Source organism: Anaeromicropila herbilytica (genome assembly GCF_016591975.1).
Classification (GTDB): domain Bacteria; phylum Bacillota; class Clostridia; order Lachnospirales; family Lachnospiraceae; genus Anaeromicropila; species Anaeromicropila herbilytica.
Genome location: NZ_AP024169.1, coordinates 4,516,247 through 4,531,807, shown reverse-complemented (window position 1 = coordinate 4,531,807; position 15,561 = coordinate 4,516,247). Strand labels below are relative to the sequence as shown.

Sequence of the window (15,561 nt, the reverse complement as noted above, 5' to 3'; positions counted from 1 at the left end):
AATAAGTAAGTAAAAAATATATTAATAAGAAAGAGAGATGGATGCTTCGTGGAACAATTATGTTTTGGTGTAGATATAGGTGGTACAACTGTTAAAATCGGTTTATTTCAAATGGATGGTAGTGTAATCGACAAATGGGAGATTCCTACTAGAAAAGAAGAGAATGGACGTTACATACTTGAGGACGTAAAAAACAGCCTTAATTCAAAATTAGCTGAAAAGAACTATAGCAAAGATCAAGTGGAAGGTGTAGGGATTGGAGTACCTGGACCTGTAACAAGTGATGGAACAGTATTAAAATGCGTAAACTTAGGTTGGGACGTATTTAATGTAGAAGAAGAATTCGGTAAGTTAACAGAATTAAAAGTTAAAGCTGGTAATGATGCCAATGTTGCTGCGTTAGGAGAGATGTGGCAAGGTGGTGGAAAAGGCTATCATAATATGGTTCTTGTAACTCTAGGAACTGGAGTTGGTGGAGGAATTATCCTTGATGATAAAATCCTTGACGGTAGTAGAGGTGCTGCTGGGGAAATCGGTCACATCACTGTGGATTATGATGAAAAAGATGCATGTAATTGTGGAAAACGTGGTTGCTTAGAACAATATGCTTCTGCAACTGGAATAGTAAAAGAAGCAAATCGTTTACTTGCTTCTACTGATAAAGCTTCTGCTATAAGAAATAATCCATCTCTAACAGCAAAAGATATCTTTGATGCTGCAAAAGAGGGAGATGAACTTTCATTAGAATTAGTAGAGAAACTTGGAAGACATCTTGGACTAGCATTATCACATGTATCTGCAGTTGTTGACCCAGAATGTTTTGTAATCGGTGGTGGAGTTTCCAAAGCAGGTGAGATACTTACCGAAGTGATTAAGAAACATTACGAACAAAATGTAATGTTTGCACTAAAAAATAAAGAATTTAAATTAGCCCTATTAGGTAATGATGCTGGAATATACGGTGCTGCGAGACTTGTTTTAGATAAATAGTGCTAAGAAATCGCGAATGGGCATTTTCATATTGAATTCGTTTTACTTATATTGTATGATAACAGTGTTATTAGCTAATTGTGAAATTCAATGAAGCAAATAGTTTAGCAATTAGATAAGAGGTATACTTAGATTCAATTGAATAATAATATATATTACACATATATTAATGTAAGATTTATGATTACATGTGCTTCGCAACAGGTACATGTAATCTATAAGTAAAAGAGGATAATATTTTGAGTGAGTTTTATAACAAATTAAAAGAAGTTGCCCCAGATTTAGAAGTAAAAGAGGGCGAGTTATTAAAAAATCATACCACATTTAAGATAGGTGGACCAGCAGATTATTTTGTCACACCTACTAAGATAGAAGAGCTTAGTAATATTATTAAGCTTTGCCTAAAGGAAGGCGTTCCATATTATATCTTAGGGAATGGAAGCAACCTTTTAGTATCAGATAAAGGTTATCGTGGAGTAATCATTCAGATTTATAAAACTTTTAATCAAGTCGTTTTTGAAGAAAAGGATAACCATTTTTATGTAACAGCTGGCTCTGGAATCTTATTATCTGAGTTTGCAGCAAAGATAATGGAGCATAGTTTGACTGGTTTTGAATTTGCAAGTGGAATACCAGGAACCTTAGGCGGTGCAGTAACAATGAATGCAGGAGCTTATGGTGGAGAGATGAAACATTGCATTAAAGAAGCAACCTTATTAAGTTATGATGGGGATATATGCAAGCTTAATAAGGAACAGTTAAATCTGGGTTATCGTACTAGTATTATTCAAGAAGAAAAATACATTGTAGTGGATGCAACCTTTGAATTCACTAGAGGGAATAAAGAAGAGATTATCAATAAGATGAAAGATCTCAATAGACAACGTAAAGAGAAGCAACCATTAGAATATCCAAGCGCAGGTAGTACGTTCAAAAGACCAGAAGGTTATTTTGCTGGAAAGCTTATTATGGACGCAGATCTAAGAGGATATCGAGTTGGTGATATTATGGTATCTGAGAAACATTGTGGTTTTGTAATTAATGTCGGAAATGGTACTGCGAAAGATGTTAGGACATTAATTTCTGATGTGGACCGCATTGTGTACGAGAAATTTGGAGTTCATTTAGAACCAGAAGTAAGAATGCTTGGAGAATTTGACTAGATTTTTGCTCACACTAGCCTATATGTCTGAGACTTGCTCGCAGACCTAAATTCAACGTGTGAATGTTTTACTCACACTAGATTCAAGCAAAGGAGGCATTTATGAGATTTGTCATTGTGACGGGAATGTCAGGAGCAGGGAAAAGCTCTGTTCTTAAGATGCTTGAGGATACTGGATACTTTTGTGTTGACAATTTACCAATACAATTGATTCATAAATTTACCCAATTAACATTTGATAAGCAATCACATATTGAAAAAGTTGCATTAGGCGTTGATGTACGAAGTGGTGAAGGCTTTGACGAATTAGAAACTGTATTAACAGAGCTGAGTGATTATGGTTACGAGTTTGAGATATTATTTCTAGAAGCAAGCACTGAAGTACTAGTTACTAGATATAAAGAAACGAGAAGAAGCCATCCTTTATGTGGAACAGAAAGAGTAGATAAAGGGATTGAATTGGAGCGAGAAAAGCTATCTTTCCTTAAGAAACGAGCAAATTATATTATAGATACAAGTAAATTATTAATACGTGAGTTAAAAGCAGAAATTGATAAAATATTTGTTAGTGGTGAGCAATATAATAATTTATTTATTACTATATTATCATTTGGCTTCAAATATGGAATACCAACCGATTCCGATTTGGTTTTTGATGTAAGATTTCTACCGAATCCATATTATATCCCCGAGTTAAAACCATTAACTGGAAACGATACACCAGTAAGCGATTATGTCATGAAGGCAGAAGCTGCTGACAGATTTTTAGATAAGTTAGAGGATATGTTATCATTTCTAATTCCTAATTATATCACAGAAGGTAAGAACCAATTAGTTGTTAGTATTGGTTGTACTGGTGGTAAGCACCGTTCTGTTACTTTAGCAAATGCGATTACCAAAAGGTTATCTCAATTGCCTTATAGTGTCAAGGTTGAACACAGAGATATCGAAAAGGATGCTAAAAGAAAAAGTTAAAAAGGACTATTTTAGTTATTGCCAAACAGATTGGAGTAAAAGTGTCATTTTCAAGAGAAGTTAAAGATGAATTATCAAGGCAGTTAAGTTCTGCAAGACATTGCCAGATTGCCGAAATTACTGCAATCATAAGTCTTTGTGGACGCGTAAGTATTAATGAAAAAGAAGAGTATTATATTAAGATTCACACGGAGAATCTAACAGTAGCAAGAAAATATTATACATTAATAAAAAAGACATTTCAGGTGAATCCGGAGATCTTAGTAAAAAGAAATCATTATCTTAAAAAAAGTAAATTATACATGATTGTAATCAAAGATTCAAAGGTATCAATGAAAATATTAAAGGCAACAAAATTAATTGATTCCGATGGAGAAGTACAAGAGAACCTTTCAATTGTGGATAATGTAGTAGTTCAGAATACATGTTGTAAAAGATCTTTTATCAGAGGAGCATTCTTAGCAGCAGGCTCCATAAGTGATCCAGAGAAGACGTACCATTTTGAAATAGTAGCTGCTACAGAATCAAAAGCAAAACAGATTCAAGATATCATTGGAGCATTTGATATTGATGCTAAGATTATTCTTAGAAAGAAGTATTATGTGGTATATGTAAAAGATGGCTCACAGATTGTTGATTTATTAAATATAATGGAGGCGCATATATCCCTCATGAATCTGGAAAATGTAAGAATCTTAAAGGAGATGCGTAATTCCATCAATCGACAGGTAAACTGTGAAACAGCTAATATTAATAAGACCGTTGCCGCCGCATCAAAACAAGTGGAGGACATCCTATATATTAAGGATACCGTAGGATTATCGGAATTATCCGAAGGGTTAGAGGATATAGCAAGACTTCGATTTGAATATCCAGAAAGTTCATTGAAGGAACTTGGAGAACTTCTTAATCCACCAATTGGTAAGTCTGGTGTTAATCATAGATTGCGTAAAATAAGCATATTTGCAGATAATTTAAGGGAACAGAAGGAGGAAGTAAATCATGGTATCAAAACAAATAACAATTAAAATTCCTACAGGCTTAGAAGCGAGACCAGTAGCATTATTAGTTCAAGTAGCAAGTCAATATGAAAGTAGTATTTATGTAGAAGCGGAAGAGAAGAAAGTAAATGCAAAGAGCATCATGGGGATGATGAGTTTAGGTTTAGCTGCTGGAGAAGAAGTAACAGTAATTGCGGACGGTGATGATGAAGAAGTTGCTATGGAGAATATCGAGAAGTATTTGAGTAGTAAATAGGAAAGCGAATAGAAAGAATTTTAGTAGAGCTTTGTATTCAAGATTAGGCAAAAGTTTAAGCCTGATCTTGATTACAGGGCTTTTTACTTTTTTTATACAGGGAATTAAATAAGAAAAAAAAGAAAAGCACATAAAAGCACTAAATATTTGCTAATAAATGTCGATATATATATAAATAATGGTAAATAAGGAATAAAATGAAATATATGCTTTGTGAAGGATTCGAGTATAACGGTGCTATTGACAATATATTGATAATTGCAGGAATAGAGTTAATTTACCATTGTTATGGAAGCATTAGCATCTATTATATTTACTAAACGAAGAACTGCTTATTATTGGAGGTTGTATTCGATAATGCTTGTAGATATATGTAAAAACATAATGTGGATTATGAAATATATCTAAATTTTTAAAAGCATTGAAAAAAACAATAGAAACAATATAGAATTGAAAGAATAATAATAATAGTGTTAAAGAAATGTATATTTATTTTATTATGCTAAAGAGAAGGAGGAGGATATATGCAGGTGGTTAAATATGCTTTTCAACAACATGGTGATGAAAGAGGACAACTTATTGCATTAGAAGAGTATAAGGACATCCCATTTGAAATAAAAAGAGTGTATTATATGTATGATACTAAAGATGGAGTGAGAAGGGGGTATCATGCCCATAAATCTTTAGAACAAATATTAGTTTGCATTAACGGAACTTGTAAAATTTTATTAGATAACGGAAATGAAAAAAAAGTGGTAACGTTAGAAAGTAGATGTGAAGGACTATACATTCCCAATAATATGTGGAGGGAGATGTATGACTTTTCAGAAGATGCGGTTTTAATGGTACTAGCTTCAAATTACTATAATGAAGAAGATTACATACGAAATTATGATCAATTTTTGGATTTTATTTCTGAAAATGAATCGAGGTAGAAATAATGAATATAAAATACGCAGATTTTACACATATACATAATTCTATAAAATCAGAATTGGATGAAGCATACCAACGTGTTATTAATTCACAATGGTTTATTTCTGGTAATGAGTTAAGTAATTTTGAAAATGAATATGCGAAGTATTGTAATACGAAATATTGTATTGGAGTTGGAAATGGTCTAGAAGCAATTCGGTTAATATTAAATGCTTATGACATTAAACAAGGTGATGAGGTAATTGTACCATCTAATACATTTATAGCTACGGTATTAGCGGTAAGTTATGTTGGTGCGACACCTATTTTAGTCGAGCCAGATGAAGATACACTGCTTATTAATCCAAGATTAATTGAGAAGAATATCACTAAAAATACTAAGGCTATTATAGCAGTTCATCTATATGGAAGAGTCTGTGATATGAATGCAATTCAAAAAATTGCAGACAAATATAAGATAAAAGTAATCGAAGATGCTGCCCAAGCTCATGGGGCAGAGTACTATGGGAAAATGGTTGGAAACTTAGGCGATGCAGCAGCTTTTAGTTTCTATCCAGGAAAAAATCTAGGAGCATTAGGTGATGCTGGAGCAATTGTAACAGATGACGAACAGTTAGCCCTAAAATTAAAGGCCTTAAGAAATTATGGTTCTTTAGAAAAATATAACCATATTTATAAAGGAGTAAATTCTAGACTGGATGAATTACAAGCAGCATTTTTAAACGTGAAATTAAAGTGTCTAAATAAATGGAATCAAGAAAGAGTATCAATAGCAAAAAGATATGAAACGGAAATTCATAATAGTAAGATTAGGATTATAAAAACAAATGAACAAAAAATAAATGTTTATCATATATTTCCGATATTTTGTAAAGAAAGAGAAGAACTTAAGAGGTATTTGGAGGGTAAAGGGATAGATACATTAATTCATTATCCAATTCCTATTCACTTACAAAGGGCTTATGTAGATATGGGTAAAAAAATAGGAGATTATCCTATTGCAGAAACAATTGCCCAAACAGAGTTAAGTATACCACTTTATCCTGGAATGAAGGAAGAGGAAATCTCATATATAATTAATTCAGTTAATGAGTTTTAAAGAGAAATTGAAATAAGGAGATAATAATGACAGAAGAAGAAAGTAAAAAGGCTGAGCTATTATACGAAAATTTAAATAATAATATAAACATTATTAACATGGGAGATTATAAATATTATGATTTAGCATGTATTAAATGGAAATATTGTGCTGATTACTTTATTAGTACAAAAGATAAGGTGTGTAAGTATAATGTTTCAAAATTAATGAAGAAGAAAAAGATAAAAATAGCTTTTTTAATTCCAATGGCATCAACTTGGTCTTGTGAAACATTGTATCAACTATTACGTCAGGACGATAGATATGAAGTATATATTGTAGTACATGCTTTTTTTAATGGAACGGAAGAGACCGTAAAAGAAGAATATTATAGGACGTTAAATTATTTTATAGAGAAAAATTATAGTGTTATAGATTCTTATGATTTTAGTAATAATAGATCGTTAGACTGGAACGGAATTGGTAAACCAGATATTGTATTCCATTTAAATCCACATTATAAATGTTTTCCAGAAAAACTTTGGATACATAATTTCCCTTTATCGACTTTACATATTTATGTACCATATGGAATAATGACATATGGTGCTACTAAAAATCAATATAATCAAATGTCACATTTATTATATTGGAAAATATTTTGTGAAAGTGAAATACATAAGTTTATGGCGAAAATATATTCTGATATAAGTGACAGTAATGTAATTAATAGTGGGTACATAAAAATGGATAAATTTTATTCAAAAACCCAAAATAAAAAAAATATATGGAAGATACCAGAGGAAAAGAGTGAGGAAGATGTTATTAAAATAATATATGCTCCACACCATTCAATTGGAAATAATTTATGTGCATTTTCAACATTTGATCATAATTATATGAAATTTTATGATTACGCAAAAAACAATTCTAATACTTCATGGGTATTTAAGCCTCACCCAATATTAAAAAAAGCATCAATAGAATATGGTATCTTTAGTAATGAAGAAGAATACGAGAAATATTTAGAAAAATGGGATATGCTACCTAATGCAAGAGTAGCAAATGAAGGAGAGTATATAGATTTATTTAAATCATCAGATACGATGATTCTTGATAGTGTTTCTTTTTTATCAGAATATCTATATACTGGAAAACCATATTTATTTATAACTAGAGAAGGTCAGACTTTTAATTTCTTTGGACAAGAATTGTATAAGATATTGTATACTGCTGAACAGGAAAAATTTGAAGATGTTGATAAGTTTATTAATGATGTAGTTATAAATAAAAATGATTTTAAAAAAGAGTTGAGAATAACTTTTTTTAGAAAATATTTAGATTATTTAAATATAAATAAAAAATTAGCTGGTGAATTTGTTTACGAATATATATGCAATAATTTCAATTTGATTGAAAAGCTTAAATAAAAAAGAAAATTTAAAAATAGGAGAATTATAGTTATGAAAGAAATGGATAGAAAAAATAGATATAAAATATCAATGCTTGTTTTATGGGTAGGAACAAAATGTACTTTGAAATGCAGAGACTGTTGTAATCTTATTCCGTATATTGACCAGGAGTCTTTTGAAATAGATAATATTATTAATGATGTTATTAATTTATCAAAGATATGTGATATAAGATATTTACAAATACAAGGAGGAGAGCTTTTTACACATCCAGAAGTTGAAAAAATAATAAAAGCTATTGATAAAATAGATATTCCAAGAATATGGATTACATCAAACGGAACAATTAACCTAAAAGATAATATACTAGATGCATTAAAAAAGGTTAAACATCCAGATTTTAAAATTTCTCTTAGTCAGTATGAAGAAATTTCTGAAAAACAAGTAAGATTCTATGAAATTTTAAAAGAAAATAATATAAGATGTGATAAATATAATTTTTATGAAGGAGATGGACTTTGGGTATCATGTCATACTGAGCAAAAAGAAAGTGATGATATAAAGGCTCAACAAGTATTTGAGGACTGTACTTTTGATTATTGTCGTACCTTAGTTGATGGCAAACTATATCATTGTGGTAGAGCTTATGGAAGTCAAGAATATTTTGGTATTAAGTATACAGAACATGAATGCTTAGATATCAGAAAGATAATGGAAGAAACAGATGATGCCTTAGAAATTAATAATATAGTAAGAGATTTTTTAAGAAATAAAAGGTTCAAAGAATATTGCAGATATTGTTTGGGAACAAAAAACGTAAAAAAGGTACCTGGCGGTATACAGATTAAATAAAATTTAAAAGAATTTATATGAATAGATAAAATTGTGGTAAAGGAGATACTTATGATTAAATTTATTTTTGATTTAGATGGTACAATTACTGCGGAAGAGACGTTACCAATAATATCTAAAAATTTTAACCTTGTTGATGAGATGGAGAATCTTACAAGGGAAACAGTGCAAGGAAATATTCCATTTATTGAGTCATTTATAAGAAGAGTATATATTTTAGGTAAGTTACCTGTAGATGAAATCTCAGAACTTTTAAGGAAAGCAGAATTATATTCTGAAATACTTAATTTTATTAAAACTTATAAAGAAAATTGTGTTATTGCAACAAGTAATCTTGAATGTTGGTGTATAAAGTTACTAGAAGATATAGGATGCGCTTATTACTGTTCTGATGCAACTGTTGAGGAGAATCAAGTAAAAAAACTAACTCGAATTCTAAAAAAAGAAAGTGTTGTTGAACGCTATAAAAGTGCAGGAGATATAGTTGTATATATTGGAGATGGAAACAACGATATGGAAGCTATGAGATTAGCGGATATATCAATAGCAACAGGTTTAACACATTATCCGGCCAAGAGCTTATTGTCAGTGGCAGATTATTTAGTATTTTCAGAGGAGGCATTATGTCGTCAATTAAGTCAGTTATTATAAGTTGTGCAGGTATTGGTTCAAGACTTGGATTAGCTACTACAAAGGCTTTGATTAATATTGAAGGGAGGTCATTGATATCTTGGCAATTAGAGATGTTTAAGGATATTGAAGATGTAAGAATTGTTGTTGGATTTCAAGCTAATGATGTTATTAGTGAAGTATTAAAATTTCGTAAGGATGTTACTTTTGTTTACAATCATAATTATTTTGAAACTAAAACAGGAGCAAGTTTTTATCTTGGTTCACGTCATGCTAATGAATATGTGTTGGAGTATGATGGTGACTTGATAGTTCATCCACAAGATATGAAAGTTTTGCTGGATATCGAAGGCGAATATATTGCTTATGCTGATAAAATGTCAGACGATGCTGTATATGTGAAAGTTAATTCAATTGGTGATGTGATAGCATTTTCTAGAGAAAATGGCGATTTTGAATGGACTGGTCCTGCATGCATTAAAAGAGATAAAGTAAAATACAACTCAGGAAACGTATATAATCAATTAGAGAATTATTTACCTATGAGAGGAATTAAGATAAGAGCATGCGATATAGATACATATGAAGATTATCAACGGGCTATTAATATTGTGAAAGAATGGTATATTGAAGAATGAATGAAATTGTAGGAGTTATAGGGGGAAATGGTGTTGCTGCAACAAATAAGTTATGCGAATTAATTGAATCGGAATATACAAAAAATGGGGCATATAGAGATTCTCATCATCAAGAAATGATAATATGGCAAGCAACACAGGCGCCATCTAGAAGTATGTATTTGGAGGGTAAAGGTGAAAGTTTTATACCAGACTATATTCATATAGGAAAAAAACTTAAAGCCTGTGGTGCGACAAAGATATGCATGTGTTGTAATACGGCTCATTATGCAATTAATGAAATAGAGAAGCAAGTGGGAGTTGAATTTATAAATCTCATTGAATTAGTTGCAAAAGAAGTACAAGCAACAGGAAGAATGAAGGTTGGTATTATGGCTAGTGATGGGTGCGTGAAGAAAAGACTTTACGATTATTATCTTAATAAAATATGTCCAGAAGTATCTATCATATATCCAAACGAGGAGAATCAAAAAAAAGTAACTAAGGGTATATGCAACATTAAGAATTTAAATCGATTTGTAAGTGAAGATAATCACGAGAGACCTAAAAAAATATTTTTAGATGTTAAAGAACATTTGTTAAATAGTGGTGCAGATATAGTTATAGCAGGATGTACAGATATACGTGTAGATTACTGTGATACAAACGTTATTGATTCTTTGGAAATTTTAAAAAAGGCAATTATGGAGATAGCAAATCATGAATGAGAAAGCACTTGATTTTTATAAAGAAATGGCAGAAACTAGTTGTAGTCAAAGCTCTGTCAAATTGGCTAAAAATTCTGATTTTACAGATATAGATTCGAAATTTATAATGCAGTATACTAATAAAAATTCAGAAATTTTAGATTTAGGAAGTGGAACTGGATTAATCATAAATAAAATATATAATAATGTAAAATCTATTTTAGCTGTTGAACCGTTTAAACAATTTTCAGATTTTATTGTTAATTCACCTAATGTAGAAATAATTAATTCAAATTTTTTTGAATGGAATACTGATAAAATGTTTGATATTATAACATTGTTTGGTGTTGTTCATTATCTTGAGGAGAATGAAGTAAAAATAATTTATGAAAAATTTAAGAAAAATTTAAGGCTTGGAGGTAAGCTTATAATTAAAAGTCAATTTGGACTTGAGGAAGATGTTACAATAAGCGGATTTTCAGAAGAATTACAGAAAGATTATTTTGCACAATATAGATATATTGAGAATGAACAGAGACTACTAGAAAGAATAGGATATAAAATAGAATCTGTTAATGATATTTATCCAACAGAGTGTAATAGATGGGAGAATACACACTTTTTTTCTATTGTTGCAGTTGTTTAATATTATTAAAAATAAAGGGCAGAAATTACGAAGTATTCTTAGTATATCATGCGATTCAGGGGTGTATGACTTAAAAAATATAGTATTAGATTAAGTATATTGTAGAAGAAAAAAAGTACTAGGTGGGATTCAAATTAAATAAATATTTAGGAGAGAATATGGTTATTGCAATAGCTGGAAAAAATAATATAGCAGTTGATTCGTTTGAATATATTTATAAAAAATACTCTAATTATTTTGATATTGTTGTTGTATGTAATAAGAATGAAAATGGAGTTAACTCATGGCAGAAATCTTTACGTTTAATTGCTAAACAATATGATATTAAAGAAGTGTTTTTAGAAGATTTATATGATATAGAAGATTTATTATTTTTATCATTAGAGTTTGATACAATAATAAAAACAAAAAGATTTAAATCTAAGAAACTATTCAATATACATTTTTCTTTATTGCCTAAATATAAGGGCATGTATACATCAGCTATTCCTATTCTTAATGATGAAAAAAAGACAGGAGTAACATTGCATAAGATAGAAGATGGTATTGATACTGGGGATATAGTTGCTCAGAAGGAATTTGATATCTATGATTACGATACATCTAGGAATTTATATATAAAGTATATTCAACATGCAACTGTTCTAGTTAAAGAGAATATAGAAAAGTTGATTTATGATCATGAAAATATTAAATATACACAACAGGATTGGGAACATTCATCATATTACTCAAAAAATTATATTGATTATAAAAACTTGAGTATAGATCTTAATCAGACTTCTAGGAGTATATACAATCAATTAAGAGCTTTTACTTTTAGAGAATATCAATTACCTATGGTGTATAATAAAAGAATAGTAATGTCACAAATCACTAATATTAAGTCTTATAAAAAACCAGGGACTATTTTATTTGAATGTGAATATAGTTTAATGATTGCCACGATTGATTATAATATAATACTATTTATTGATAGATTTGAAGAGTTATTAAAGGAATGTCAAAAAGGTAATATAAGCAAAGTAAAAGAGATATGCTCAATAAATCAATTGGTAAATGAAAAAGATTACCATGGTTGGACTCCATTAATGGTTGCTACATATAATGGGCATACTGAAGTAGTGAAATACCTTATTTCAGTAGGAGCCAATATATATGATGTTAATAATAATGGTACTAATTTATTAATGTATGCAAAGGAAGCATTTAGAAAAACTGGTAATGTTGAATTGTTTGAATTATATATTAATCTTGGAATTGATTATAATATAAAAGATTATTATAATAAAAGTCTGATAGATTATTGCAGAGAAGATAATATTAAAAACATTGGAATAATTCAATTATTTTAAAAGTATAAATACAAAAGACATATTGACAAAATGGTTTCAAGTATAACACTTGGAACCATTTTTTTAGAGAATGTAAATTATTTGTGTCTCATCAATGAGACCTTTTGGTATGATATAAATATGTATAAGATTTTGTATTACTTATTTTTTGTCGAATGCTTAGTATAGTATAAGTATTTCCATAAGTGAAAATGCATTACACCCAGTAACCGTGGTAAGGAAAAAATGACTTTTTCGTGATACAACCAATAGTGTAAAAAAATGTAATGAGAAGATTTCGGAAGCGTAATATATGAATACTAAATCTTTTTTAAAGCACACCCTAAAATAAGGCTCTTACAAATAAAATAGGAGAACCAAATATTACATGTATTTAAGTTAAATATTAAGCCGATATCTATTATAGTAAACTGGAATTCTTAATGGGAGAACTATATATGAAAATATTAAAGAGATGTATAAACCAATTAAATATATTGAGAAGTGAAGGTATAACAAAGGAAGCTATAATACAGGCATTTGAAAAGAATCCAAATCAGTCTATATATGTACTGGATAATGAAGGAAAACTATCTGGTATAATTACATTAGGATCATTTGGGCGAGAAAAAAAGAATCCTAATAATTGGATTAATGTAAGATTTAAGAGTTTATTTAATTCAGCACGCGAAAAAGAAGAGGCAGAAGATATATTTAAAGGAAATAAAGCGATTAGAACACTTCCTATTGTTTCTAAAGATAACGAACTTCTTTATGAATATTATTATATGATAGAAAACAAAAAATTAAGTGAACAAATATCAATGATAAATGAAGAAAGTATTGAAGAAGAAATATATCCATTTAGTAAATTTTTATTAGATAGTGGTTACAAAAAAATTATTATATTTGATAAAAGCAATAAATTTCTTGAAATTTATAATTATCTAGTAAAATGTAATAACCTAGATGTATATTTAATGACAGATGTAAATAATAGATATAAGGATATAAATATAATTTCATATGAAGATATTTACAGTTTTCAACCTAACTTAATATTGGGGATAGATGAAAATGAAGTTAAGATTATGAAACTAAAATTGGATTATATGGAAAAAACACAAATAAATTCTTTACTTAATCTTTTAAATCAGCGAGATTTTATGGTTAAGTATAAAGATATTGTAAACTATTTAAAAGAGAAAAAAATTAAATTTTATGTTTTTGAATTACCTATAATTAGTAAAATTATAAATGTATCAGAAATAGAACGAGATAGAATTGAAAATAGAATATCCATTGAGACTTTAATAATGAAGGTAGAAGAAAATTATGAAAAGTTGAAGAAATTAGTTCCAGATAAGTACACAGTGCAGGAAATTAAGGAGATAATTGACAGACCACTTACAATATTGAGAGATAATATAAAGATAAATGCTGATTTTGAAAGTAGTCTTGTTAATGTAATTGACGGAAAAAGAATTACAACAGATACACCCAATGAATACTCTAATTATATTCATATCTTTGGCCCTTGTACAGTATATGGAGTATACGTAGAGGATCAGTATACTATTCCTAGCTATATACAGCGTTTGATTAACATGAATAATTCAATAAATTATAAGGTAGTAAATCACGGTGTACCTGGTCTAGAAAGATCATTTTCTCAAGAATATATAAATAGCATAGAACTTCGAGAAGGAGATATTATAATTGATATAGAAAGAATAAGTATAAATACTATTACAAATTATAAAGAATACTTTGAGAAAATTAATGTTCCATATACTGAATTATCAAACGTATTTGATAGACCACATAATTATGGGGAATGTTTTATTGAAATGCCAGAACATACAACTTATATAGGAAATAAATTACTAAGTCAAAAAATATATAATGTTATACAAGAAGAAATAAATAATAATTCAAAAGGCTCAATTATAAGAGAGAATAATGATAATATAAATAGGGTTTTTCAAGATCCTAATTCATCAATAGAAAATGCCCAATTAAAAAAATACCTAGAAGAGCTACATAATTTGGTGAATATTCAGTCAGCTAAACTAATTGGATCAATCGTTATGAATTGTAATCCATTTACATTAGGACACAGATATTTAATAGAAAAAGCATTAGAATGTGTAGATCATCTTATTATATTTGTTGTTGAAGAGAATAAATCTTATTTTTCTTTTGAAGATAGAATTGAGTTAGTAAGAAGAGGAACAGAAGATTTAATAAATGTTACTGTAATTCCAAGTGGAAAATTTATAATCTCAACAGTAACATTTCCAGAGTATTTTAATAAAGATAATTTACAGAACGTGTCTATTGATATGTCAAAAGATATTAGAATATTCGGAAAACATATTGCTACTACTTTAAATATTAGTAAAAGATTTATTGGAGAAGAACCGATTGATTATGTAACAAAACAGTATAACAATAGTTTAAAGGAGATACTTCCATTATACAATATTGAAGTATTTGAAATACCAAGAAAAGAACATAATGATCAAGTTATTAGCGCTTCAAAAGTTCGTAAATATCTTGAAGAAAAAGATTTTAACAAAATAAAAGAAATTGTCCCTAGATCTACTTATGAGTTTCTAAAGCAAAGGTATAAATAAAAACTATAATTTTGTTATTCTATTTCGTTTGTAATAGAAATGTAAAAGAGAATAAAATGATATAAATGAAAATTAAATTTTTATAAAACAAAACAAATATGGAAAGGATATTAGTATGACATGCTAATATCCTTTCCATATTTGTTTTGTTTTATAAAAAGAGAAAAAGACTTATACAACACAAGATTGTAATATTATTCATAACATTTTAAAAGATAAAATTATGAAAAACATAGAAAATATATACGAATCGTCCAGTAAATACCAGTAAATCCAATTTGTTTAATGCCGATATGTATTATAATAGTATAAAAACTATAAGATAG

General features: G+C 28.9%; 15 protein-coding genes. All 15 read left to right on the top strand.

Annotated features, from left to right (window positions below):
- Nucleotides 1-48 precede the first annotated feature (48 nt).
- Nucleotides 49-990 carry an ROK family glucokinase gene (locus bsdtb5_RS19255; RefSeq protein WP_271713576.1) on the top strand — a complete coding sequence of 314 codons (942 nt, stop codon included), beginning with the start codon at nucleotides 49-51 and terminating at the stop codon, nucleotides 988-990.
- A gap of 236 nt (nucleotides 991-1,226) precedes the next feature.
- Nucleotides 1,227-2,153 carry a UDP-N-acetylmuramate dehydrogenase gene (murB, locus tag bsdtb5_RS19250; protein WP_271716146.1) on the top strand — a complete coding sequence of 309 codons (927 nt, stop codon included), beginning with the start codon at nucleotides 1,227-1,229 and terminating at the stop codon, nucleotides 2,151-2,153.
- 101 nt (nucleotides 2,154-2,254) lie between these two features.
- A complete protein-coding gene (gene rapZ, locus bsdtb5_RS19245; protein WP_271713575.1) occupies nucleotides 2,255-3,127 on the top strand; it encodes an RNase adapter RapZ in 873 nt (290 codons plus the stop codon).
- Nucleotides 3,128-3,168: 41 nt separating this feature from the next.
- The gene (whiA, locus tag bsdtb5_RS19240) at nucleotides 3,169-4,155 is read left to right on the top strand and encodes a DNA-binding protein WhiA (RefSeq protein WP_271713574.1); all 987 of its coding nucleotides are present in this window, start codon (nucleotides 3,169-3,171) and stop codon (nucleotides 4,153-4,155) included.
- Nucleotides 4,130-4,384, top strand: a complete 255-nt coding sequence (locus bsdtb5_RS19235) for an HPr family phosphocarrier protein (RefSeq protein WP_271713573.1) — start codon at nucleotides 4,130-4,132, stop codon at nucleotides 4,382-4,384. The genes whiA and bsdtb5_RS19235 overlap by 26 nt, the downstream gene beginning before the upstream one ends.
- Nucleotides 4,385-4,908: 524 nt before the next feature.
- Nucleotides 4,909-5,319: a sugar 3,4-ketoisomerase gene (locus tag bsdtb5_RS19230; RefSeq protein ID WP_271713572.1), complete on the top strand. Its 411-nt coding sequence runs from the start codon at nucleotides 4,909-4,911 to the stop codon at nucleotides 5,317-5,319.
- Between the two features lie 5 nt (nucleotides 5,320-5,324).
- Nucleotides 5,325-6,419: a DegT/DnrJ/EryC1/StrS family aminotransferase gene (locus bsdtb5_RS19225; protein WP_271713571.1), complete on the top strand. Its 1,095-nt coding sequence runs from the start codon at nucleotides 5,325-5,327 to the stop codon at nucleotides 6,417-6,419.
- A 26-nt stretch (nucleotides 6,420-6,445) separates the two neighbouring features.
- Nucleotides 6,446-7,828 carry a hypothetical protein gene (locus bsdtb5_RS19220; protein WP_271713570.1) on the top strand — a complete coding sequence of 461 codons (1,383 nt, stop codon included), beginning with the start codon at nucleotides 6,446-6,448 and terminating at the stop codon, nucleotides 7,826-7,828.
- Between the two features lie 33 nt (nucleotides 7,829-7,861).
- Entirely contained in the window at nucleotides 7,862-8,662 is an 801-nt protein-coding gene (locus bsdtb5_RS19215; protein ID WP_271713569.1) for a radical SAM protein, read from the top strand.
- A 51-nt stretch (nucleotides 8,663-8,713) separates the two neighbouring features.
- On the top strand, nucleotides 8,714-9,313 hold the full coding sequence (locus tag bsdtb5_RS19210; RefSeq protein ID WP_271713568.1) for an HAD-IB family phosphatase: 600 nt from the start codon (nucleotides 8,714-8,716) through the stop codon (nucleotides 9,311-9,313).
- Nucleotides 9,286-9,930 (top strand): phosphocholine cytidylyltransferase family protein, encoded by a 645-nt coding sequence (locus tag bsdtb5_RS19205; protein ID WP_271713567.1) that lies wholly within the window; start codon nucleotides 9,286-9,288, stop codon nucleotides 9,928-9,930. The genes bsdtb5_RS19210 and bsdtb5_RS19205 overlap by 28 nt, the downstream gene beginning before the upstream one ends.
- The gene (locus bsdtb5_RS19200; RefSeq protein ID WP_271713566.1) at nucleotides 9,927-10,637 is read left to right on the top strand and encodes an aspartate/glutamate racemase family protein; all 711 of its coding nucleotides are present in this window, start codon (nucleotides 9,927-9,929) and stop codon (nucleotides 10,635-10,637) included. Before bsdtb5_RS19205 ends, bsdtb5_RS19200 begins: the two co-directional genes overlap by 4 nt.
- Nucleotides 10,630-11,262, top strand: coding sequence for a class I SAM-dependent methyltransferase (locus bsdtb5_RS19195; RefSeq protein WP_271713565.1), 633 nt, complete (start codon nucleotides 10,630-10,632; stop codon nucleotides 11,260-11,262). Before bsdtb5_RS19200 ends, bsdtb5_RS19195 begins: the two co-directional genes overlap by 8 nt.
- Nucleotides 11,263-11,420: 158 nt before the next feature.
- Nucleotides 11,421-12,617, top strand: a complete 1,197-nt coding sequence (locus bsdtb5_RS19190; protein ID WP_271713564.1) for a formyltransferase family protein — start codon at nucleotides 11,421-11,423, stop codon at nucleotides 12,615-12,617.
- Nucleotides 12,618-13,054: 437 nt separating this feature from the next.
- A complete protein-coding gene (locus bsdtb5_RS19185; RefSeq protein ID WP_271713563.1) occupies nucleotides 13,055-15,235 on the top strand; it encodes an adenylyltransferase/cytidyltransferase family protein in 2,181 nt (726 codons plus the stop codon).
- The last annotated feature ends 326 nt before the right edge of the window (nucleotides 15,236-15,561 follow it).